Source organism: Pseudonocardia kongjuensis (genome assembly GCF_039526905.1).
GTDB classification, from domain to species: domain Bacteria; phylum Actinomycetota; class Actinomycetes; order Mycobacteriales; family Pseudonocardiaceae; genus Pseudonocardia; species Pseudonocardia kongjuensis.
In genome coordinates, this window is the sequence record NZ_BAAAJK010000027.1 from 76010 (window position 1) to 98233 (window position 22224).

Annotated in this window: 18 protein-coding genes; 16 read left to right on the plus strand and 2 right to left on the minus strand. The window is 76.5% G+C overall.

What is annotated here, in order from left to right:
- Positions 1 to 1018: APC family permease (locus tag ABD160_RS21645; RefSeq protein WP_344025316.1), on the minus strand; the 1018-nt coding region annotated here is incomplete at its 3' end.
- A 297-nt stretch (positions 1019 to 1315) separates the two neighbouring features.
- Between ABD160_RS21645 and ABD160_RS21650 the strand changes: the two genes are divergently transcribed.
- From ABD160_RS21650 to ABD160_RS21700, 11 genes are all read left to right on the plus strand, one after another.
- On the plus strand, positions 1316 to 3208 hold the full coding sequence (locus ABD160_RS21650) for a primary-amine oxidase (RefSeq protein WP_344025320.1): 1893 nt from the start codon (positions 1316 to 1318) through the stop codon (positions 3206 to 3208).
- A gap of 190 nt (positions 3209 to 3398) precedes the next feature.
- Complete coding sequence (locus ABD160_RS21655) at positions 3399 to 3860, plus strand: GreA/GreB family elongation factor (protein WP_344025322.1); 462 nt, start codon at positions 3399 to 3401, stop codon at positions 3858 to 3860.
- An 11-nt stretch (positions 3861 to 3871) separates the two neighbouring features.
- The gene (locus ABD160_RS21660; RefSeq protein ID WP_344025324.1) at positions 3872 to 5095 is read left to right on the plus strand and encodes a PucR family transcriptional regulator; all 1224 of its coding nucleotides are present in this window, start codon (positions 3872 to 3874) and stop codon (positions 5093 to 5095) included.
- Positions 5085 to 5501: a hypothetical protein gene (locus ABD160_RS21665; protein ID WP_344025326.1), complete on the plus strand. Its 417-nt coding sequence runs from the start codon at positions 5085 to 5087 to the stop codon at positions 5499 to 5501. The genes ABD160_RS21660 and ABD160_RS21665 overlap by 11 nt, the downstream gene beginning before the upstream one ends.
- The gene (locus tag ABD160_RS21670; protein WP_344025328.1) at positions 5456 to 5941 is read left to right on the plus strand and encodes a peroxiredoxin; all 486 of its coding nucleotides are present in this window, start codon (positions 5456 to 5458) and stop codon (positions 5939 to 5941) included. The genes ABD160_RS21665 and ABD160_RS21670 overlap by 46 nt, the downstream gene beginning before the upstream one ends.
- Before the next feature lie 51 nt (positions 5942 to 5992).
- On the plus strand, positions 5993 to 6601 hold the full coding sequence (locus tag ABD160_RS21675; protein ID WP_344025330.1) for a TetR/AcrR family transcriptional regulator: 609 nt from the start codon (positions 5993 to 5995) through the stop codon (positions 6599 to 6601).
- A gap of 90 nt (positions 6602 to 6691) precedes the next feature.
- The gene (locus tag ABD160_RS21680) at positions 6692 to 7366 is read left to right on the plus strand and encodes a biliverdin-producing heme oxygenase (RefSeq protein WP_344025332.1); all 675 of its coding nucleotides are present in this window, start codon (positions 6692 to 6694) and stop codon (positions 7364 to 7366) included.
- 16 nt (positions 7367 to 7382) lie between these two features.
- Entirely contained in the window at positions 7383 to 8798 is a 1416-nt protein-coding gene (locus ABD160_RS21685; protein WP_344025334.1) for an SDR family NAD(P)-dependent oxidoreductase, read from the plus strand.
- A 47-nt stretch (positions 8799 to 8845) separates the two neighbouring features.
- The gene (gene recC / locus ABD160_RS21690) at positions 8846 to 12235 is read left to right on the plus strand and encodes an exodeoxyribonuclease V subunit gamma (protein ID WP_344025335.1); all 3390 of its coding nucleotides are present in this window, start codon (positions 8846 to 8848) and stop codon (positions 12233 to 12235) included.
- Entirely contained in the window at positions 12232 to 15747 is a 3516-nt protein-coding gene (locus tag ABD160_RS21695) for a UvrD-helicase domain-containing protein (protein WP_344025337.1), read from the plus strand. The genes recC and ABD160_RS21695 overlap by 4 nt, the downstream gene beginning before the upstream one ends.
- Positions 15744 to 17999, plus strand: a complete 2256-nt coding sequence (locus ABD160_RS21700) for an AAA family ATPase (RefSeq protein WP_344025339.1) — start codon at positions 15744 to 15746, stop codon at positions 17997 to 17999. Before ABD160_RS21695 ends, ABD160_RS21700 begins: the two co-directional genes overlap by 4 nt.
- Before the next feature lie 330 nt (positions 18000 to 18329).
- Here the strand turns inward: ABD160_RS21700 and ABD160_RS21705 are convergent, their stop codons facing one another.
- The gene (locus ABD160_RS21705; RefSeq protein WP_344025341.1) at positions 18330 to 19148 is read right to left on the minus strand and encodes a DedA family protein; all 819 of its coding nucleotides are present in this window, start codon (positions 19146 to 19148) and stop codon (positions 18330 to 18332) included.
- 247 nt (positions 19149 to 19395) lie between these two features.
- On the opposite strand from ABD160_RS21705, the gene ABD160_RS21710 reads away from it, so the two are divergent.
- Genes ABD160_RS21710 through ABD160_RS21730 form a run of 5 tightly spaced genes read left to right on the plus strand, consistent with a single transcriptional unit; the run spans position 19396 to position 22220 of the window.
- Entirely contained in the window at positions 19396 to 20184 is a 789-nt protein-coding gene (locus ABD160_RS21710) for a GNAT family N-acetyltransferase (RefSeq protein ID WP_344025343.1), read from the plus strand.
- Positions 20172 to 20654, plus strand: coding sequence for an NUDIX hydrolase (locus ABD160_RS21715; RefSeq protein ID WP_344025345.1), 483 nt, complete (start codon positions 20172 to 20174; stop codon positions 20652 to 20654). Before ABD160_RS21710 ends, ABD160_RS21715 begins: the two co-directional genes overlap by 13 nt.
- Positions 20655 to 20663: 9 nt before the next feature.
- The gene (locus ABD160_RS21720; protein WP_344025347.1) at positions 20664 to 20918 is read left to right on the plus strand and encodes a DUF7218 family protein; all 255 of its coding nucleotides are present in this window, start codon (positions 20664 to 20666) and stop codon (positions 20916 to 20918) included.
- 4 nt (positions 20919 to 20922) lie between these two features.
- Positions 20923 to 21696 (plus strand): 5-formyltetrahydrofolate cyclo-ligase, encoded by a 774-nt coding sequence (locus ABD160_RS21725; protein ID WP_344025349.1) that lies wholly within the window; start codon positions 20923 to 20925, stop codon positions 21694 to 21696.
- Positions 21693 to 22220 carry an O-acetyl-ADP-ribose deacetylase gene (locus tag ABD160_RS21730; RefSeq protein ID WP_344025351.1) on the plus strand — a complete coding sequence of 176 codons (528 nt, stop codon included), beginning with the start codon at positions 21693 to 21695 and terminating at the stop codon, positions 22218 to 22220. Before ABD160_RS21725 ends, ABD160_RS21730 begins: the two co-directional genes overlap by 4 nt.
- The last annotated feature ends 4 nt before the right edge of the window (positions 22221 to 22224 follow it).

Sequence of the window (22224 nt, forward strand, 5' to 3'; positions counted from 1 at the left end):
CCGCCACGTGCGGCGTGCGGAACCGGCGGTGGGTACGGCCGAGCACGCCGGGCACGGCGCCGTCGCGGGCCAGCGAGAACAGCACCCGCGACAGTGCCGTCGCGGTCGCGACCGCACAGGCCAGGAAGGAGAGCACCAGCGCGGCGTGCAGTACCGGCGGGATCCACCACCAGCCGCGGGTGGTCGCCAGCACCTGGACCGGCTGGACCTGGCCGCCCAGCCCACCGGGCACCGCCGCGAACCCGCTCGTCTGCACCGCGGCCGCGAAGACGTAGAGGACGCCGGTCACCGCCGCCGTCGCGAACACCGCCCGCGGCACCGTCCGGAACGGGCGCCGGGTCTCCGCGCCCAGCGAGGTCGCCACCTCGAACCCGATGAACGCGGCCAGCGCGGGCACCACCCCCGCGACCAGGCCCGCCGCCCCGATCGCCGGCTGCGGCCCGGCGCCCGGCCCGGGCAGCGGACCCCCGGCGAGCAGCAGCGCGAACACCCCGACCAGCACCCCCACCGCGATCGCCTCCACGAGCAGCACCACCCGCGCGGCCGGCCGCACCCCGCGGGCCACCAGCGCCGTCACGATCAGCCCGCACAGCACCGCCGCCGCCGTCGCGCCCCACCGGGTCTGCGCCGGACCCGCCCCCAGCAGCGGCCGCAGGTACAGCACCGCCCCGCCCAGTGCCGCTGCGCAGAGCAGCAGGTAGCCGAGCACCGCCGCGACGCCCCCGGCGAAGGCGGGCCCGGACCCGAGGCCCTGCGCGGTCAGCGGGTACAGCCCGCCCGGCGCGGCCATCCTGGTGGTGAACCGGCCGATCGACGCGGCGACCAGCAGCGCGATCACGGCCGCGGCGACGAACGACCACACCGTCCACGGGCCGGCCAGCCCGGCGACGATCACCGGGGTCGCCGCCATCGCCGCCGACGGGGCCGAACCCGCGATGGACTGCGCCACGACGTCGGCCGGGCCGAGCCTGCGGCGTTCCAGCCCGTGCACGGGCGAGCGGTCGCGCAGCGTCGCCACCTCGGCACCTCTCCCCTCCGGATCATCGGCGGTCGCCGGGCCGCCCGGTCGCACGATTGTCCGCTGCGGACCCTAACCTCCGGTCACAGTGCCGTGACCAGCAGCGATGACCCGAACGAGAAAATCGACACAGCGGTTCCCACGCGGCGGGAACGGATGGCAGGGTGATTCGCACCACTCGGGACGGGCAGTTGTGCCGGTCGGTCGGGCACGTGACCCTCCGGTCCCGTTCGTACCCACGCCGACGGCCGGCCGATGACGTCGCGGCCCCGGCACCGCCCGACACGAGGAGATCCGATGACCGCCGTCCAGCCACGGACCGCGACCGGGCACCCGCTGGGGATGACCACCGAGACCGAGGTGTCCGCCGTCCGGGAGGTGCTCGACGCGGCCGGACTGCTCACCGAGCACGTCCGGTACGCGTTCTTCGCGCCCGAGGAGCCCCCGAAGGACGAGGTGCTCGCCGGCGGTCCGGCCGACCGCCGGTTCCGCGCGGTGCTGCTGGACCTGTCCACCGGCCGGTCCTGGGACACCGTGGTGTCGGTGACCGCGGGCGAGCTGGTCTCCTCGCGCGAGCTGGAGCCCGCGCGGGACGGCCAGCCGCCGATCATCGACTCGGAGTTCGAGTTCATCGAGGACGTCCTCAACGCCTCCCCGGACTGGCTCGCCGCGCTGGAGAAGCGCGGGATCGAGCCGGCCACGGTGCGCGCGGTGCCGCTGTCCGCCGGCGTCTACGACTACCCGGAGGAGACCGGCCGCCGGATGGCCAGGGCGTTCGGCTTCCGGCAGGACCACGAGGCCGACCACGCCTGGGCACATCCGGTCGACGGGCTCGTCGCCTACATCGACCTCACCGCCCGCACGGTCGACCGGGTGATCGACACCGGCGTGGTGCCGGTGCCCGCGACCAGCGGGAACTTCGACGACCCGGCCGTCCAGGGCCCGCCGCTGGACTCGCTGCGGCCGATCGAGATCACCCAGCCGGAGGGCCGGTCGTTCACCGTCGACGACGGCCGGGTGCGCTGGGGCAAGTGGGACCTGCGGATCGGGTTCAACGAGCGCGAGGGCCTGACCCTGCACCAGATCGCCTTCGACGACCGCCCGATCTGCTACCGCGCGTCGGTCGCCGAGATGGTGGTGCCCTACGCCGATCCGGCGCCGGTCCGGTTCTGGCAGAACTACTTCGACTGCGGCGAGTACATGTTCGCCCGCTACGCCGACTCGCTGCAGCTGGGCTGCGACTGCCTCGGCGACATCCACTACGTCGACGCCACCATCGCCGACGACCTGGGCAACCCGAAGACCATCCGGAACGCGATCTGCATGCACGAGGAGGACTACGGCGTCCTCTGGAAGCACACCGACATCTTCACCGGCTCCCGCGAGGTGCGCCGCCAGCGCCGGCTGGTCATCTCGTTCTTCACCCCGATCGGCAACTACGACTACGGCTTCTACTGGTACCTCTACCTCGACGGCACGATCGAGCTGGAGTGCAAGGCGACCGGCATCGTGTTCACCTCCGGCACGCCCGGCGAGTACGCCACCGAGGTCGCGCCCGGCCTCGGCGCCCCCTACCACCAGCACCTGTTCTCGGCCCGCCTCGACATGACCGTCGACGGGCTCGCGAACGCGGTCGAGGAGGTGGAGGCGGTGCGGGTCCCGATGGGCGAGGGCAATCCCCACGGCAACGCGTTCGGCCGCTCGGCGACCCGGCTGACCCGGGAGTCGACGGCCGCCCGGGACGCCTCGCCGGGCACCGGGCGGGTCTGGCACGTCGTCAACACCGAGAAGACGAACGGCCTCGGCCGGCCCGTCGGGTACGTGCTGCACCCGCTCGGGCAGCCGACCCTGCTGGCCGACGAGGCGTCGTCGATCCATGCGCGGGCGACGTTCGCGTCCAAGGCGCTGTGGGTGACCCGCTACGACCCGGCGGAGCGCTACTCGGCGGGCGACTTCGTCAACCAGAACCCGGGCGGGGCCGGGCTGCCCGCCTACGTGGCGGCCGATCGCGAGATCGACGGGCAGGACGTCGTGCTGTGGCACACCTTCGGGCTGACCCACTTCCCGCGGCCGGAGGACTGGCCGGTGATGCCGGTCGACTACACCGGGTTCACCCTGAAGCCGGCCGGGTTCTTCGACCGCAATCCGGCGCTGGACGTGCCCGCGGCGGAGACCGAGGGCTGTCACTGACCGGTGCGCCCGCCGGCACGCCCACCCGCGGGCGTCCCGGCGGGCCCCCGGCACGGTCGTCCCGGGCAACGTCCGGGCGTCCCGGCCTGCCGGGCCCCGGCAACGAGATCGGCGTCCGGCGCCGCTCGTGGTAGGTCTCCCTGCGGGGGGTCCGGCACATCGCCGCACCCCGGCGTACGAGGAGCGGACGATGAGCGTGACCCGGGTCTGGCTGACCGAGCGGAGCCACCAGGAGCTGCGTGCCGAGCTGCAGTCGTTGCTGCAGCAGCGGGAGGCGGTGGCCCCGGCCGAGGGCCGCGAGCACGACGGCCCGGACGGACCGGGTGCCGGGGAGCGCGACCGCGAGCAGCGGATCCGGCGGCTGCAGGAGCTGCTGCGCGATCCGGTGGTCGGCGACCGGCCGGCCGACGACGGCGTCGCCGAGCCCGGCATGGCCGTCACCGTGCGCTACGACGACGGCGAGACCGAGACCTTCCTGCTCTCGCACGACGAGAACCGGATCCGGCCCGACGGGACCATGATCTGCTCGCCGGACTCCCCGCTCGGTCGCGCGCTGCACGGCGCGCACCAGGGCGACGCCGTCCGGTACCGGCTCCCCGACGGCGGGCGGGCCGGGTGCACGCTGCTCCGCGCCGTGCCGTTCGAGCGCTGAACCGACGCACCGTGTACGACAGCGGACGGGCCGAGAGCCGCAACGGTGTCCGGCGGCCGGGCGCACCGGTGCCGGACGGGTGGCTGCGCCGGGTCGCCGACGAGGCCGGGCGCGGGGCGGGCGGTGTCCCGCCCGAGCTGCTCGGCGACTTCCTGCGGGTGCTGGCCGACGCCGCGGCGTCCGGCAGGCTGCCCTCGGACCCCGAGCTCGACGCGGTGCGACGCAACGGGGCCCGGGCCGCCGAACTGGGGGTCAGCGCGGGGAACGCGGTGCAGCTGTACCTGTCGGCCGCCTGGCGGTTGTGGCGGGAGCTCCCGCCGACCGCGCACTTCCGGGACGCCGGGACCACGGCGAACGCCGCGGAGGCGGTCATGCGGGCGGTGGACCTGGCGGTGGCCGGGCTCGCCGACGGCTACACCGCGGCCCGCCGGGATCTGGTGCGCCACGAGGAGACGCTGCGCCGGGAGCTGATCGAGGACCTGCTGCGTGGCGACGGCGACGCCGGCGGGCTGGTCGGGCGGGCCGAGCCGTTCGGGATGGACCTGGGCCGGCCGCACCAGGTCGCGCTGGCCGCGCCGGACGGCCGCCCGGCCCGGGTGGAGTCCGTACCGGCCGCCCTGGAACGCGCCGTCGTGCGCGGGGTCGGCGACCGGGACGTGCTGGTCGCCACCAAGGACGGACGGATCGTCGTCATCGCCCCGGCCGGCACCGGCGCCGGTGAGCTCGGCGGACTGCTGCACGGCGAGCTGACCCGCACCGGGCGCGGTGCCGGGTGGCGGGTGGCGGTGGGCCGCGCGCACCCCGGGTCCTACGGGATCGCCCGCTCCTACGAGGAGGCCAGGGAGGCACTGACCACGGCGGGCCGGCTGCGGCTGCCGGCGCCGGTACTACGGGCCGAGGACATGCTGGTCTACCGGGTGCTGCTGCGTGACCAGCCGGCCATCACCGACCTCGTGCAGACCGTCGCCGTGCCGCTGGCGCGGGCCCGCGGCGGCGCCGCGCCGCTGCTGGACACCCTGGAGACCTGGTTCGGCACCGGCTGTGTGGTCGCCGAGACGGCCCGCCGGCTGCACCTGTCGGTGCGCGCCGTCTCCTACCGGCTGGAGCGGATCGCGGAGCTGACCGGCCACGACCCGACCGATCCCGGACACCGGTTCACCCTGCACGCCGCCGTGCTCGGGGCCCGGCTGCTCGGCTGGCCGGACCGTGAGCTCCGGCCCGGCGATGCGGGCTGAGCCCGATCTGGAGCTGGTGGCCTCGATCGTCCGGCGCGCCGGGCTGGACTGTGTCGTCGAGGGCACCGGCCCGCAGCGCCGGCTGCGGGCCCGGCGGCCGGGCGGGCGGGGCCCCGGGGTCTCCGCCGGCTGGACCGGGCGCACCGGCTGGGTCGGCCCGGACGGCGCCCGGCACCGGGTGCCGGACCCGGACCCGCGCGGGCTGGCCGCGGTCGTCGTCGCGCAGGCGCTGCACCCGGACCCCGCCCGCCCGCTCACCCACGCCGAGGCCGGGGCCTGCGGCCTGGCCGGGGCACTGCTCTGGTGCGGGCCGGGCACTAGTGTCGGTACCGATCCGATCGCCGATCCACAGGAGGATCCGTGGCACTCGCCGCAGGGGACACCGTCCCCGACGTCCAGCTCATGACCCCGACCGCCGACGGCCCGAAGCCGGTGCAGAGCGCCAGCGTCCTGGGCAGCGGCACCGTCGTGCTGTTCGGTGTACCCGGGGCGTTCACCCCGGCCTGCTCCGACACCCACCTGCCCGGCTTCGTGCTGCGCGCCGACGAGCTGAAGCAGAAGGGCGTCGACACCGTCGCCTGTACCGCGGCCAACGACGCGTTCGTGCTCGGCGCGTGGGCCGAGTCCCGCAACGTCGGCGACGCCGTGCTCATGCTCGCCGACGGCAACGCCGAGTTCGCCGCCGCCGCCGGCCTGGACATGGACGGCTCGAAGTTCGGCCTCGGCACCCGCTCGAAGCGCTACGCCGCGATCCTCAAGGACGGCGTGGTGCAGTGGATCGGCGTCGAGGACGTCCCGTCCTCGGTCGACGTGTCCGGCGTCGAGTCGGTGCTCAAGCAGCTCTGAATCTCCTCCGGCCGCACCCGGTCCCCGGCACGCGGGCCTAGACTGGCCCGCGTGCCGAAGGTGATCGGGGGTTCGCTCGCGACGCATCGCGAGCAGGTCCGCGAGCGCGTGTTCGGCGCGCTGCGCGAGCAGCTCTACGGTCGCGGCTTCGAGTCGGTCACGCTGTCCGGAGTCGCCGCCGCGGCCGGCGTCGGCCGGTCGGCGATGTACAACCACTTCCCGGACCGGCAGGCCCTGCTCGTCGCGTTCGTCGAGGCCGAGGCCGCCCGCTACGTCGCCGACCTGGACGCCGCGCTGGCCGGCGCCCGCTCCCCCGCGGACCGGCTCGCCGTCTTCGCCCGGATGCAGCTGCGCCGGCTCGCCGAGTTCCACCTGCCGCCCGGCCAGGCGCTGGCCGGCGCACTGGACCCGCAGGCGTACCGCCGGATCGCCGCGCACGCCGACCCGATCGGCGACCGGCTGACCGCCATCCTCACCGACGGCGCGCTCGACGGCTCGATGTCCGGCGACGACCCGGTCGTGCTGGCCGGGCTGGTCTCGGCCGCCCTGTCCAGCCGGAAGATCGTCGAGGTGCCCGCCGCCGAGCTGGACGACACCGTCGAGACGGCGGTGCGCGCGGTGCTGCGGATGGTCACCCCCTCGACGACGGCATCCGACTGAGGCTAGCCTTACCGCCGCCGAGCCCTTAGCATCATGATCTGACACGGTGTCAGATCCGGCGCCGTGACGCCCCGCTGTACGGGAGGGCCGATGAGCGCCACGACACCGATCTCCGGTACGCCGGTGGGCGGGACGCTGTCCGCCGAGCTGCGGCAGGCCACGTCCGAGGTCCACGAGCAGGCCCACCGCTCCACCTACATGGCCGCGCTGCTCGACGGCGCGCTCCCGCTCGACGCCTACACCCTGCTCGCCGAGCAGTACGGCGCGATCTACACCGCCCTGGAGGCGGCGTCCGACGCGATGGCCGGGCACCCGGTCGCCGGCCCGTTCGTGATCGACGACCTGCGCCGGCTGCCCGCCCTGCACGACGACCTGGACGCGCTGGGCAGCGGCGTCCCGCGGATCCTGCCCGCCACCACCCGCTACGTGGACCGGCTGCGCACCGCGGCGACCGATCCGGAGCGGTTCGTCGCCCACCACTACATCCGCTACCTGGGCGACCTGTCCGGCGGCCAGGTGATCGGGAAGCTGCTGCAGCGGACCTACGGGCTGTCCGGCGACGGCGTGCGCTTCTACGACTTCACCGCGCTCGGCGCGCCGCCGCGGTTCCGGGCCCGCTACCGCGAGCTGCTCGACGCGACCGGCTGGGACGCCGCGGCCCGCTCCCGGGTGGCCGCCGAGGCGGTGCTCGGGTTCGAGCTGAACATCGCGGTGCTGTCCGAGATGGCCGAGGAGGTCGGGCTGGAGCAGCCGCTCGCGTCGTGACTCCTAGACTGGGGTCGTGAGCAGCGGCATCGACCCCGGCGAACTCGCGACGGCGTTGAAGGTCCTCGCCCAGGTCGACGAGCTGCCGCCCGAGCACCCGGACGCGGTCCGGGTCCGCCGGGCGACCGCCGGGATCTGGAAGTCGGTGCGGATGCGCCGGCGGGCCGAGAAGCGGGAGCGCGAGCGGGCGTCCGACGCCGCGGTCACCGCGGCGACCGCGACCGGTGCCGACGGCCGGACCGACGACGAGACGGCGGGCATCCCGCTGGTCTCCACCGCCCGCGGCGCGACCGCGGGCGTGCTGCACCGGGCCCGCGGCTGCTACGCCTGCAAGACCCGGTTCACCGTGGTCGACGCCTTCTACCACCAGCTCTGCCCGGACTGCGCGGCCGCGCACCACGCACACCGGGACGCCCGCACCGACCTGACCGGCCGCCGGGCGCTGCTCACCGGCGGCCGCGCCAAGATCGGCATGTACATCGCGCTGCGGCTGCTCCGCGACGGCGCGCACCTCACGATCACCACCCGGTTCCCGCGGGACGCGGCCCGCCGGTTCGCCGCGCTCGCCGACAGTCCGGAATGGCTGCACCGGCTCCGCGTGGTCGGGGTGGACCTGCGCGATCCCGGGCAGGTCGTCGCACTGGCCGACGAGGTCGCCGCGGCCGGGCCGCTGGACATCCTGATCAACAACGCGGCGCAGACGGTGCGCCGCTCCCCCGGCTCCTACGCCGCGATCGAGGCCGCCGAGTCCGAGCCGCTGCCGGCCGGCGAGCTGCCGGAGATCCTGTCGTTCACCAGCGCGGCGCGCGAGCACCCGGCGCTGCTCGCCGGGGCGGTGCCCGGCGCGGACCTGGCGGCGCTGGCCGTCACCGCCCGGTCGGCGTCGCCGGAACGGATCGCGGCCGGCACCGCGGTGGACGCGGGCGGGCTGCTGCCCGACACCGCCGCCGTCAACAGCTGGGTCGACCACGTCCAGCACGTCGACCCGGTCGAGCTGCTCGAGGTGCAGCTGTGCAACCAGACGGCGCCGTTCGTGCTGGTGTCCCGGCTGCGGCCGGCGATGGCCGCGGCCGGCCCGCACCGCAAGTACGTGGTGAACGTGTCCGCGATGGAGGGCGTGTTCGGGCGCGGCTACAAGGGGCCCGGCCATCCGCACACGAACATGGCGAAGGCCGCGCTGAACATGCTGACCCGGACCAGCGCCGGGGAGATGTTCACGACCGACCGGATCCTGATGACCTCGGTGGACACCGGCTGGATCACCGACGAGCGCCCGCACCCGATGCGGATGCGGCTGGCCGAGGAGGGCTTCCACGCACCGCTGGACCTGTCCGACGGCGCCGCCCGGGTGTACCACCCGATCGTCGCCGGTGAGCGCGGCGAGGACCTCTACGGCGTGTTCCTGAAGGACTACGGCGTGTCCCGCTGGTGAGGTAGGCCGCGCGTTCGCTGTCGGTGCTCGCCGATACCGTGCCGGGCGTGCTGGAGCTGCATCGGTCCGAACGCGCGGACACCCTCGTCGAGGCGCTCGCCGGGCTGCTCGCGGACCCGGCACCGGGCGGTGCCGACCCGTTCGCACCGGAGATCGTCGCGGTCCCCGAGCGCGGGGTGGAGCGGTGGCTGGCGCAGCGGCTCTCGCACCGGCTCGGCGCCCGCGGCAGTGCCGGCGGCGGTGGTGGCGGCGGTGACGGGGTGTGCGCCAACGTGCGGTTCCCGTCCCCGGCCGCCCTGCTCGGCGATGTCGTCTCCCGGGTCACCGGCACCGATCCGGAGACCGACCCGTGGGCCCCGGGGCGTGCGGTGTGGCCGCTGCTCGAGCTGATCGACGATGCCGTCACCTCCGGCGACGGGCGGTTCGCCGGGCTGGCCGCGCACCTGGAGCGGGGCGGGCACGGCCGCCGCTACGCGCTGGCCCGCGCGCTCGCCGGGCTGTTCGGCTCCTACGCCACGCACCGGCCCGCGCTGCTGCGCTCGTGGGCCCTCGGCGAGGACGCGGTGCCGCCCGACCTGGCCTGGCAGCCCGAGCTGTGGCGGCGGCTGCGGTCCGGCCTCGATGCGCCCGGCCCGGCCGAGCGGCTCGCCGACGCGGTCGCCGCGCTGCGCGCCGGGGCCGATCCCGGCGAGCTGCCGGGGCGGATCTCGCTGTTCGGGCCGACCCGGCTCGCCGCCGAGCACCTCGCCGTGCTGGAGGCGCTGTCCGCGCACCGCGACGTGCACCTGTGGCTGCCGCACCCGTCCCCGGCGATGTGGGAGGCGGTCCGCGCCGCCCGCCCCGCCGATCCGCCCGCCCGCGCCGCCGACGGCAGCGCCGCGCTGGTCCGCAACCCACTGCTGCGCTCGCTGGGCCGCGACGTCCGGGAGCTGGCGCTGCGGCTGCCCGCGGCCGGACCGGGCGTCACCGACACCCACCATCCGGCGGCCGGACCGGACGGGCCGCCGACCCTGCTGCAGCGGGTGCAGCGCGCGCTGCGCGACGACACGCCGCCGCCGCGGCCCGCCGACCGCCCGCCGCTCGATCCCGCTGACCGCAGCATCGTGCTGCACTCCTGCCACGGCCCGGACCGGCAGGTCGAGGTGCTGCGCGAGGTGCTGCTGGGGCTGCTGGCCACCGATCCGGGGCTGGAACCGCGCGACATCATCGTGATGTGCCCGGACATCGAGGTGTTCGCGCCGCTGATCACGGCGTCGTTCGGGCTGGCCCCGGAGCCCGGCGCCGCGGGCGAGGGGGCCGGGCCGTCGCGCGACGAGCTGCATCCCGGGCACCTGCTGCGGGTCCGGCTGGCCGACCGGGCGCTGCGCCAGGCCAATCCGCTGCTGGGCACGGTGTCCACCCTGCTGGAGCTCGCCGGGTCCCGGCTGACCGCGTCCCAGGTGCTCGACCTGATCGCGTCCGGCCCGGTCCGCCGCCGGTTCCGGCTCGACGACGACGCGCTGGAGCGGATCTCCGAGCTGGTCACCGCCGCCGGGGTGCGCTGGGGGCTGGACGCCGCGCACCGCGCCCCCTACCGGCTCGACGGGATCGAGCAGAACACCTGGCGGGCCGGGCTGGACCGGCTGCTGGTCGGCGTCGCGATGGCCGAGACGCCGGGCGCGCCGGCCTGGCTGGGCAGCGCGCTCCCGCTCGACGAGGTCGACTCCTCCGACGTCGACCTGGTCGGCAGGCTGGCCGAGATCGTGGACCGGCTGGCGACCGCGCTCGCCGCGCTGCGCGGGCCGCAGCCGCTGTCGGCCTGGGTCGCCGCACTCACCGAGGCCCTGTCCGCGCTCACCGACACCGCACCGGCCGACGCCTGGCAGGCCGGCCAGGCCCGCGCGGAGCTGGCCGACGTGCTGCACTCGGCCGGGCCGCAGGCCGACACCGTCGACCTCGACCTGCCCGACGTGCGCGGTCTGCTCGCGGAGCGGTTGCGTGGCAGGCCGAGCCGGGCGAACTTCCGGACCGGCACGCTCACCGTCGCCACCCTGGTCCCGATGCGCGCCGTCCCGCACAAGGTGGTCTGCCTGCTCGGCTGCGACGACGGCGTGTTCCCCCGGGCCGGCGCCCCGGACGGCGACGACGTGCTCGCCCGCGATCCGGTGGTCGGCGAGCGGGACCCGCGTGGCGAGGACCGCCAGCTGCTGCTCGACGCGATCTGCTCGGCCACCTCGGCCCTGGTCGTGGTGAGCTCCGGGGCCGACGAGCGGACCGGCGCGCAGCGGCCGCCGTCGGTGCCGGTCGGCGAGCTGTGCGACGCGATCGACGCCTGCGTGCAGGTCCCCGGCGACCGGCCGGTGGCCGCGTCCGACGCGCTGCGTGCCCGGCATCCGCTGCAGCCGTTCGACCGGCGGAACTTCCGGCCCGGCGCGCTGCTCGCCGACGGGCCGTTCAGCTTCGACCGGGCCGCGCTGGGCGGCGCCGAGATGGCCGCCGGTCCGCGGGCCGCGGTGCCGCTGTTCCCGCCCGGACCGCTGCCCGCCCCGGAGGACACCGGGGACCCGGTGGAGCTCGACGATCTGGTCGCGTTCGTCGAGCACCCGGTGCGGGCGTTCCTGCGGCAGCGGGTGCGGGTGCTGCCACCGCAGGAGAACGCCGAGCCCGACGACGCGCTGCCGGTCGAGCTCGACGGTCTCGGCAGCTGGCGGATCGGGGAACGGCTGCTCACCGACCGGCTCGCCGGGGCGCCGCCGCAGGCCGTCGCCCGGGCCGAGACGCTGCGCGGCGACCTGCCGCCGGGCGGCATCGGGCGGCGGGTGCTGACCGACGTCGGCGGCCGGGTGGAGCCGCTGGTCGCGCTGGCCGCCGCGGTCCGCACCGGGGAGGCGACCTCCCAGGACCTGGTGGCCGAGCTGGACGGGGCCACGGTGACCGGCACCGTCCCCGGGCTGCACGGCGACGTCGTCGTGCGGGTCGGGTACTCGCGGCTCAAGGCCAGGCAGCGGCTCCGCGCCTGGGTGCAGCTGCTGGCGCTGACCGCCGCGCACCCGGACCGCCGCTGGACGGCGGTGACCATCGGCCGGGGTGGCGGCGGCCCGGCCCGGTCCACGCTCGGGCCGGTCGATCCGGAGCTGGCCCGCCGCGTGCTGGCCGATCTGGTGGCGCTGCGCCGGGAGGGGCTGCGCGAACCACTGCCGCTGCCGACCGACGCGGCCGCCGTCTACGCCCGCAACCGGTCCCGCGGGGTCACCCCGGCGAACGCGCTGGCCGCGGCGGACGCCGAGTGGTCCCGGTTCGAGCGCGACGAGGCCGCGCACACCTTCGTCCGCGGACCGGCCGCCCCGCTGCTGCTGCGCGACGAGCCCGGTGCCGGTGCCGAGCCCACCCGGTTCGGCGCGCTCGCGACCCGGGTGTGGGCCCCGCTGCTCGACCACGAGAGGCAGGACGCGCCGTGACCGCGGTTCTCTCCGCCCCGACCTTCGCCGTCGACGGGCCGCTGCCCGAGGGCACCGTCGTGCTGGAGGCCAGCGCCGGCACCGGCAAGACGTACACGATCGCCGCGCTCGCCACCCGCTACGTGGCCGAGGGCGTCGCCGGGCTGGACCGGCTGATGCTGGTCACCTTCGGCCGGGACGCCACCCAGGAGCTGCGCGAGCGGGTCCGGGAGCGGCTGGTCGGCACCGAGCGGGCACTGGCCGCGGTGCTCGACGGCGGGGCCGCACCCGCCGGGGACCCGGTGGTCGCGCTGCTCGCCGCGGGCGACCCGGCCGTCGTCGAGCGGCGGCGGGCCCGGCTGGCGGAGGCGTCGGCGTCGTTCGACGCGGCCACCATCGCCACCACCCACCAGTTCTGCATGCAGATGCTGGCCGGGCTCGGGGTGGCCGGCGACAACGACCCGGAGGCCGAGTTCGTCGAACACGTCGACGACGTCGTCACCGAGGTCGTCGACGACTTCTACGTCCGCAAGTACGCGAACCCCGACGCCGGGCGGCCCGCCTTCACCCGCGCCGAGGCGCTCACCCTGGCCCGCCGCGCGGTCGCCGACCCGCAGGCCGAGCTGGAACCCCGGGACGCCGATCCGCGCTCGGACGCGGCCGTCCGGCACGGCTTCGCCACCGCCGTCCGGCGCGAGGTCGACGCCCGCAAGCGGCGGCTGCGGATCTACAGCTACGACGACATGCTGACCCGGCTGGCCCAGGCGCTGCGCGATCCGCTGCGCGGCCCGGCCGCCCGGGAGCGGCTGCGGTCCCGGTTCTCGGTGGTGCTGGTCGACGAGTTCCAGGACACCGACCCGCTGCAGTGGGAGATCCTCTCGCTGGCCTTCCACTCCGCGCCCGGCACCACGCTGGTCCTGATCGGCGACCCCAAGCAGGCGATCTACGCGTTCCGCGGGGCCGACGTGCACAGCTACCTGCAGGCCGCGGCCGCCGCCACCGACCGGCGCACGCTGGCCACCAACCGGCGCAGCGACCGCGCCCTGCTCGGCGCGCTGGAGAAGGTGTTCGGGGAGGCGACGCTGGGCGACCCGGAGATCGTCGTGCACCCGGTCGACGCGCACCACACCGCGGGCAGGCTGGGCGCGCCGCGGGACGCGCCGCTGCGGCTGCGGCTGGTCGACCGGGACCGGCTCGACCTGACCGGGCGGCAGCTGGGCCGGGCGCCGGGCGCCCGGAAGGTCGTCGCCCGGGACGTCGCCGTCGACCTGTCGGAGCTGCTGGCCGGCCCCGCGACCTACGACGGGGCGCCGCTGCGGCCCGGCCAGGTCGCCGTCCTGGTCCGGACGAACGCGCAGGGCGTCCTGGTCCGCGACGCCTGCGCCGAGGCCGGCGTCCCCGCCGTGCTCACCGGCAGCACCAGTGTGTTCACCACCCCGGCGGCCGCCGACTGGCTGACCCTGCTGGAGGCCGTCGAGCAGCCGCAGCGCACGCTGCGGCTGCGGGCGGCCGCCCTCACCCGGTTCGTCGGGCACACCGTCGCCGACCTGTGCGGGGCCGACGCCGACCGGCTGGTCGACGCGCTCGGCGCCGACCTGCGCAGCTGGCACGCGGTGCTCGCCGAGCGCGGGGTCGCCGCGCTCGCCGAGGCCGTGTTCGCCCGGTACGCCCCGGCCCGCAGGCTGCTGTCCCGGCCGGACGGCGAGCGCGACCTCACCGACCTGCGGCACGTCGGCCAGGTGCTGCACTCGGCCGCGCTGGAGCGCCATCTCGGCCCGACCGCGCTCACCGAGTGGCTGCGGCACCGGATCGGCGAGGCCGCCCGGGACACCTCCGCCGAGCGCAGCCGGCGCCTCGAGTCCGACGCCGACGCCGTCCAGATCGTCACCGTGCACCGGTCGAAGGGGCTCGAGTTCCCGGTCGTCTACCTGCCGTTCGCCTGGGACCGGTGGGTCAACGACAGCCCCGATCCGCTGCTCTACCACGACACCGGCCCCGGCGGCGGGCCGCGCCGGCTGCTCGACGTCGGCGGGTCGACCGGCCCGGACCGGCCCGGCCGCACCGCGCTGCACCAGGCCGAGGAGGCCGGCGAGGACCTGCGGCTGCTCTACGTCGCGCTGACCCGGGCGTGCAGCCAGGTCGTCGCCTGGTGGGTGCCCGCGACCACCACCGCCGCGTCGTCGCTGCACCGGATCCTGTTCGGGCACGGCGGGCCCGGCGCCGAACCGGCCGGCACCGCGAAGGTCCCCGGCGACGCGGTGGCGCTGCAGTACCTGCGGGAGCGGCTCGACGGCGGCGGCGCGGCCGTGGAGACCCTGCACGACCGCGAGCCGGTGCGCCGGCCCGCCGATACGGACGACGAGCGGCCCGCGGCCGCCGAGTTCCGCCGCGGCCTGGACACCGCGTGGCGGCGCACCTCCTACACCGCGCTCACCGCGGCCGCGCACGCCGCGCACCGGATCCCGCTCGGCGACGAGCCGGACGAGGAGCCCGCAGTCACCCCCGGGGTGCTCAGCGAGCCCGAGACCGAGGGGATCCGCGACGAGCCGGACCCGGCCGGGTCGCCGGTGCGCCCGGCAGCCGTGCCCGACGCCGCGGTTCCGGGGCCCGGCGCCGGGCCCGATGCCGCTGCGCCGACGGCCGGCGCGGCGCCGTCGTCCGGGCCCGATCCGGCCGGCGTGCCGTCGCCGATGGCGGACCTCCCGATGGGTGCCGGCTTCGGCACCCTGGTGCACGCCGTCCTGGAGCACCTGGACACGACCGTCGCCGCGGACGGCGACGAGGCGCTGCGCGCCGAGCTGGTCGCGCACGTCACCGCCGAGCTGGCCCGCCAGCCCGCCGACGTCGATCCCGAGGCGCTGGCCGACGCCCTGGTCCCGGTGCTGCGCACCCCGCTCGGCCCGCTCGCGTCCGGCCGGGCACTCGCCGACGTCGCCCCGGCCGACCGGCTCTCCGAGCTCGACTTCGAGCTTCCGCTGTGCGGTGGCGACACCCCGACCGGCCGGCTGACCCTGGCCGGGCTGGCGTCGGCGATCCGGCGCCGGATCGGGCCGGGCGACCCGCTGCACGGCTACGCCGACCGGCTGGACGGCCCCGACCTGGCCGGGCAGGCGCTGCGCGGCTACCTGACCGGCAGCATCGACTCGGTGCTGCGGGTCGACGGCCGCTACCTGGTCGTCGACTACAAGACGAACTGGCTCGGCCCGATCGGCGCGGCCGGCCGGGAGCCGCTCACCGCGGCGCACTACACCGCGGGCCGGCTGGCCGAGGCGATGAGCGACGCGCACTACCCGCTGCAGGCGCTGCTCTACGCGGTCGCGCTGCACCGGTTCCTGCGCTGGCGGCTGCCCGGCTACGACCCGGAGACCCACCTGGGCGGCGTCGGCTACCTGTTCCTGCGCGGCATGTGCGGGCCGGCGACCCCGGTCACCGGCGACGGCCCGCTGGCCGCGCCGTGCGGGGTGTTCGCCTGGCGGCCACCGGCCGCGCTGGTCGAGGACCTGTCCGAGCTGCTGGACGGAGGCGGCGCATGACGACCGGGGCGACCGCGGCACCCGAGCGCGACCCGTACGGCCCGCGGGCCGCGCGGACCGCGGCCGGGGTGCTCGCCACGTTCAACGAGGCCGACGTGCTCGCCCCCGGCGACGTGCACGTCGCACGCCGGCTGGCCCGGCTCGGCGGCCGCGGCGACCCGGTCGGCGCCCCCGACCCGGCGACCGCGGAACCCGAGCCGGTGGTGCTCGCCGCCGCGCTGGCGGTGCGCGCGATCCGCAACGGGTCGGTCTGCGTCGATCTCGGGAAGGTCGCGACGACCACGGCCGGCGAGGGCGAGATCGCGGTCGACGTGTCCGGGCTGCCGTGGCCCGAGCCGGGCGCGTGGCGGGCGGCCTGCGCGGCCAGCCCGCTGGTCGCCGACGGCGAGGCCGGCCCGGCCGGGCGGCCGCTGCGGCTGCTCGGCGACCTGCTCTACCTGGAGCGGTACTGGCAGGAGGAGGAGCTGGTGCGCCGCGAGTTCGCCGCCCGCTCCGGCCCGGTCGCCGACGTGCCCCCGCAGCGGCTGCGCGCCGCGCTGGACCGGCTGCTCGACGATCCCGGCGCCGAACGCCAGCGGCTCGCCGCCGCCGTCGCCGCACTCCGCCCGGTCAGCGTCATCGCCGGTGGTCCGGGCACCGGCAAGACGACGACCGTCGCCCGGCTGCTCGCCGTCCTGCACGACCTGCACGCCGACCGGCCCGGCCGGCCGCCACTGCGGGTCGCGCTGGCCGCCCCCACCGGGAAGGCCGCCGCCCGGCTCACCCAGTCGGTCGCCGACGCGGTCGTCCGGATGCCGCCCGGCGACCGGATCGCGGTCGAGGGCACGACGGCCTCCACGCTGCACCGGCTGCTCGGCTCGCGGGGCGCGTCCGGCCGGTTCCGGCACCATCGCGGCAACCGGCTCCCGCACGACGTGGTGGTCGTCGACGAGACGTCGATGGTGTCGCTGACGATGATGGCGCGGCTGCTGGAGGCGGTCCGCCCGGACGCCCGGCTGGTGCTGGTGGGCGATCCGGAGCAGCTCGCGTCGGTGGAGGCGGGCGCCGTGCTCGGGGATCTCGCCGAGGCACCCGGCCGGGTCGAGCCGGAGCTGCAGGAGGCGCTGGAACGCTGCGGCGCGTTCCGGGCCGAGCGCCCGGCCCGCCGCACGGACACCGACACCACAGCCGACACCGGCGCCACAGCCGACACCGGCGCCACAGCAGCCGACGCCACAGCCGACACCGATGCCGCTGCTGCCGACACCGGCACCGCCGCTACCGGCACCGCCGCTACCGGCACCGCCGCTGCCGAGACCGGCGCCGCCGACACCGGCGCCGCCGACACCGGCGCGGGCGCCGCGAGCAGGCCCGGCTCCGGCGAGCCCGACGCCCCCGGCCGGCCGGCCGCCGGCGCACCCGGGGAACCCGGCACCCGCGCGCCCGCCGCCACCGGTGAGCCCGGTTCCGGTGTGGCCGGCGAGCCCGTCGTGGTGCGCAACGGCGTCGTCCGGCTGCAGCGGAACTGGCGGTTCAGCGGCGCGATCGCCGCGTTCGCGGCCGCCGTCCAGGCCGGCGACGGCGACCGGGCGATGGCACTGCTCGCCGGGACACCGGCGGAGCTGTCGTTCGTCGCGGCGGACCCGGCCGAGATCGCCCCCGAGCGGCTGGCCCCGCTGCGCTCGCAGGTCGTCGAGGCGGCCGTCGACCTGATCGGCGCCGCCGAGTCGGGCGACGTCACGTCGGCGCTGCGGGTGCTCGACGACCACCGGTTGCTCTGCGGGCACCGCCGCGGCCCGTACGGCGTCGCGCGCTGGACCGCGGAGGTCGAACGGTGGCTGTCCGCCGCCCGCCCCGGGTACGACGCGGAGGCACCGTGGTTCCCCGGCCGGCCGCTGCTGGTCACCGCGAACGACTACGACCTGGGCCTGTTCAACGGTGACACCGGCGTCGTCGTCCGGACCGGTGAGGGGCGCCGGGCGGTGTTCGTGCGCGAGGGCTCACCGGCCGCGTTCGAACCGGCCCGCCTCGGTGGCGTCGGCACCGTCTACGCGATGACCGTGCACCGCAGCCAGGGCAGCCAGTTCCGGCGGGTGACCGTCGTCCTGCCGCCGGCCGACTCCCCGCTGATGACCCGCGAGCTGCTCTACACCGCGGTCACCCGCGCCAAGGAGCAGGTGCGGATCATCGGCACCGAGGCCGCTGTCCGGGCCGCGATCGCCCGTCCCGCCGGCCGGGCCAGCGGCCTGCGGCTGCGCCTCGCCGACAGCTGACGCCACGCACCCCTTCGCTGCGGTTCGCACCCGTCGCAGCGGGTGCGAACCGTGGCGACAGGGTGCGAACCGTGGCGAAAGGCTGTGCGGCCGGGCGCCGGTGGTCGGCGGCGCGGTCGGCCGGGGGCCGCAGGTGTGCGGCCGGGCGCGGGGGGCGCGGTCAGCCGGGGCCGTCCGCACCCCTTCGCTGCGGTTCGCACCCGTCGCAGCGGGTGCGGACCGGGGCGACAGGGTGCGAACCGTGGCGAAAGGCTGTGCGGCCGGGCGCCGGTGGTCGGCGGCGCGGTCGGCCGGGGGCCGCAGGTGTGCGGCCGGGCGCGGGTGGCGCGGTCAGCCGGGGCCGTCGGTGGGGGTGGCCGGACCGGCCGGGGGCGCGGAGGTCGCCGGGGGCGCGGCCTTCTGCCTGCGGCCGGAGCTCCAGGCGACGAACACGACCAGCGCGAGGCTGATCCACAGCGCGTACCGGTCGATCGCCAGCACCACGTCGACCGCCTGCTGGCCCAGGCCGTAGCCCAGCCCGGCGACCAGGCCGGTGATCATGGCCGCGCCGATCGCGTCGAACAGCAGGAACGTGCCGAGCCGCATCCGGCCGAGCCCGGCCAGCGCGAACACCGCGACCGCCGGGATGCCCGGCAGCGCGGCGGCGACGACGACCAGCGGCATCGCCCAGCGCGGCCAGGCCCGGACCCGGGCGACGAACCGCTGGGCGACGTCACCGGGCGCGAAGAAGGTCACGACCTTGGGACCCCAGCGGCGTCCGGCGAGCCAGAACAGCCAGTCGAACTTGATCATCCCGATGATCCCGGCGACGATCACCAGCCACAGCTCGATCTCGCCGATCCGGGCGAACGCCGCCCCGGCGCCGATCGCCGACAGGCTGCCGGTGACGACGCTCAGCGCGACCGGGTGGGTGGCGAGCAGGAACGGTCGCAGCGGCAGCGACAGCAGCATCACGGCCATGATCCCGAGCGTCGAGAAGACCAGGATCTTGTCGCCGCGGTTCATCGGGGTCTCCCACGGGACCGCGTCGCGCAGCGCCTGCTTCCCGGCCTCGATCTCCTCCGGGGTGTACTCGCGCCGTGACCACCGGCCCCGCCGGGCCCGGGTCGTCCCGGCCGCCGCGGCCGGCTGCTGCTCCTCGTCGCTCACCGTCTCCCCCTCCTGCGGCGCACCCCCGCACGCCGCGTCCGTGACGACGCTAAACGGTGCGCCGTCCCGGCACGTCGTCGGCGGGGACGAGTTCGGCGCCGCGGCGGTCTCGTCCCCGCGGACGAGCGACCGGGCGCCGAGACTCGGCGGGGCGACCGGGCCGGACGACCGGATGGGGCGACCGGTAGAGCTCCACCCCCGCGGATAACCGGCTGCCCGGTCCCCCGCACGCCGCTAGCGTCCGGGCATGGCCGAGCATCCGGCATCCGCCGACGCGCCGGCAGCGGTCGACGCCACGACACCCGCCGACGCCACGACACCCGGCAGCGCGACCACGCCCGGCGACGCCACACCCAGCACAACCACACGCGGCAGCGCCACACCCAGCACAGCCACACCCAGCGCGGCCACACCCGGCGACGCCACACCCAGCGCGACCACACCCGGCGAGTCCACGACACCTGACCGCGCGACACCCCACGGCGCGATCACCTTCCGCCCGCTCACCCCCGCCGACCTCCCGATGCTGGCCGGCTGGCTGGCCGAGCCGCACGTGCGCCGCTGGTGGAACCACGAGACCTCCCCCGAGGCGGTGCAACGCGACTTCGGCCCGACGATGCGCGGCGAGGAACCGGGCGAGGACCTCGTCGTGTCGGTCGGCGGCACCCCGGCCGGACTGCTGCAGCGGGCCCGCTGGCACGACTTCCCCGGGTACGTCGAGAAGATCGCGCCGATCGTGGCGATCCCGGCCGGCGCCGTCACGATCGACTACCTGATCGGCCCGCCGGAGCTCACCGGGCGCGGCCTCGGCCCGCGGATCCTGGCCGCCGCCGTCACGGGGGTGTGGCAGCACTACCCGGACGCGACCGCGATCATCGTGCCGGTGTGCGCGGCGAACCGGGCGTCCTGGCGGGCGCTGGAGAAGGCCGGGTTCCGTCGGGTCGCCTCCGGCGATCTCGTCCCGGACAACCCGGTCGACCCGCCACTGCACCACGTGCACCGGATCGACCGTGAGGAACCAGGATGCCACCCGTGACCAGCGCCGGGCTGCTGCTGCACCGCCCCGGACCGGACGGCACCGAGGTGCTGCTCGGGCACATGGGCGGCCCGTTCTGGGCCCGCAAGGAGCACTCCTGGACGGTCCCGAAGGGCGAGCACGGCCCCGACGAGACCCCGCTCGACGCCGCCCGCCGCGAGTTCGCCGAGGAGATCGGCCGTCCCGCCCCGGACGGCGAGCCGGTCGCGCTCGGCAGCGTCCGGCAGTCCCGCAAGACGGTCACCGTGTTCGCCCTCGACGGCACCGGCTTCGACGGCGCCGACGCCGTCGCCGACCGGCCCGACGACGGCGGCTGGGTCGAGATCGAGTGGCCGCCCCGGTCCGGGCGGCGGATCCGGTTCCCGGAGCTGGACCGCGCGCAGTGGTGCGACCTGGCGACGGCGCGGGAACGGATCGTCGTCGCCCAGCAGCCGTTCCTGGACCGGTTGGAGGCGCTGGTCGCCGGGTAGTCCCCGGCCATGGCGAGCAGCATCAAGGACGAGGAGATGTACGAGCGGCTCCGCGAGGAGGGCAACTCGAAGGAGAAGTCCGCGCGGATCGCGAACGCCGCGGCGGCGGAGGGCCGCGACACCGTCGGTGCCCGCGGCGGCGAATCCGGCGACTACGAGGACATGACAAAGGACGAGCTCTACCAGCGCGCCCAGCGGGTCGGCGTCGAGGGCCGCTCCGACATGACCCGCGACCAGCTGATCGAGGCGCTGCGGGAACACTGAGCGGATGAGCCGCCGCCACGACCACGACGCCGGGGGCGACCCGGAGACCCTCGCCCGCAAGGCGGAGCTGCGCGACGAGGTGTGGACGGCGCTGACCGAGCAGCGCGCGGCCCGGTTCCCGGGCGCCCGCAACCGGATCTCCAACTTCGTCGGCGCCGAGCGGGCCGCCCGGCGGCTGCGCGAGCTGGACGCGTGGCGGTCCGCCCGGACCGTCAAGTCGAACCCGGACTCCGCGCAGCTGCCGGTCCGCCGGTACGCGCTGGAGGACGGCAAGACCGTCTACATGGCCGTCCCCCGGCTCGCCGAGGACGATCCGTACTTCCTGCTCGACCCGGACCACCTCGCCGATCCGCCGCGCAAGGCCGTCTCGATCGCGCACGCCACCCGCTCGGCGCGCCGGATCGCCGTCGCCGATCTGGAACCGGTCGACCTGGTCGTCACCGGCTGCGTCGCGGTCGGCGCGGACGGCGCCCGGCTCGGCAAGGGCGGCGGATTCGCCGACCTGGAGTTCGCGCTGGCCCGCGAGGCCGGCCTGGTCTCCGACGACACCCTCGTCGTCACCACCGTGCACGAGCTGCAGCTGCGCGACGCCGGGGTGATCCCGTGGGCCTCGCACGACGCGCCGGTCGACATCGTCGTCACCCCGGACCGGGTGATCGACTGCCGGGAGCACCGGCGGACCCGGCCCGACGGCGGCATCGTGTGGGAGTCGCTGACCGACGAGAAGATCGCGGCCATCCCGCTGCTGGGGCGGCTGCGCGAGGAGGCGCGCCGATGAGCCCCGAGATCCGCACCGAGATCCGCACCGAGCGCGGCGACATCACCGAGGCCGAGGTCGACGCCGTGGTGAACGCCGCCAACTCGTCGCTGCTCGGCGGCGGCGGGGTGGACGGCGCCATCCACCGCCGCGGCGGCCCGGCGATCCTCGCGGAGTGCCGGGAGCTGCGCGCCGGTCGCTACCCGGACGGTCTCCCGACCGGGCAGGCCGTCGCCACCACGGCCGGCGACCTCCCGGCCCGCTGGGTGATCCACACCGTCGGCCCGGTGTACGCGAAGCGCGAGGACCGCTCGCACCTGCTGGCGAGCGCCTACCGGGAGTCGCTGCGGGTGGCCGACGAGCTGGGGGCGCGCACCGTCGCGTTCCCCGCGGTCTCCGCAGGCATCTACGGCTGGCCGATCCCGGACGCCGCACGGATCGCCGTCGAGACCGTCCGGGCCGCGGACACGTCCGTCGCGCTCGTCCGGTTCGTCCTGTTCAACGACGACGTCCAGGCGGCCTTCGAGGCCGCGGTGCGGACGTAGGATC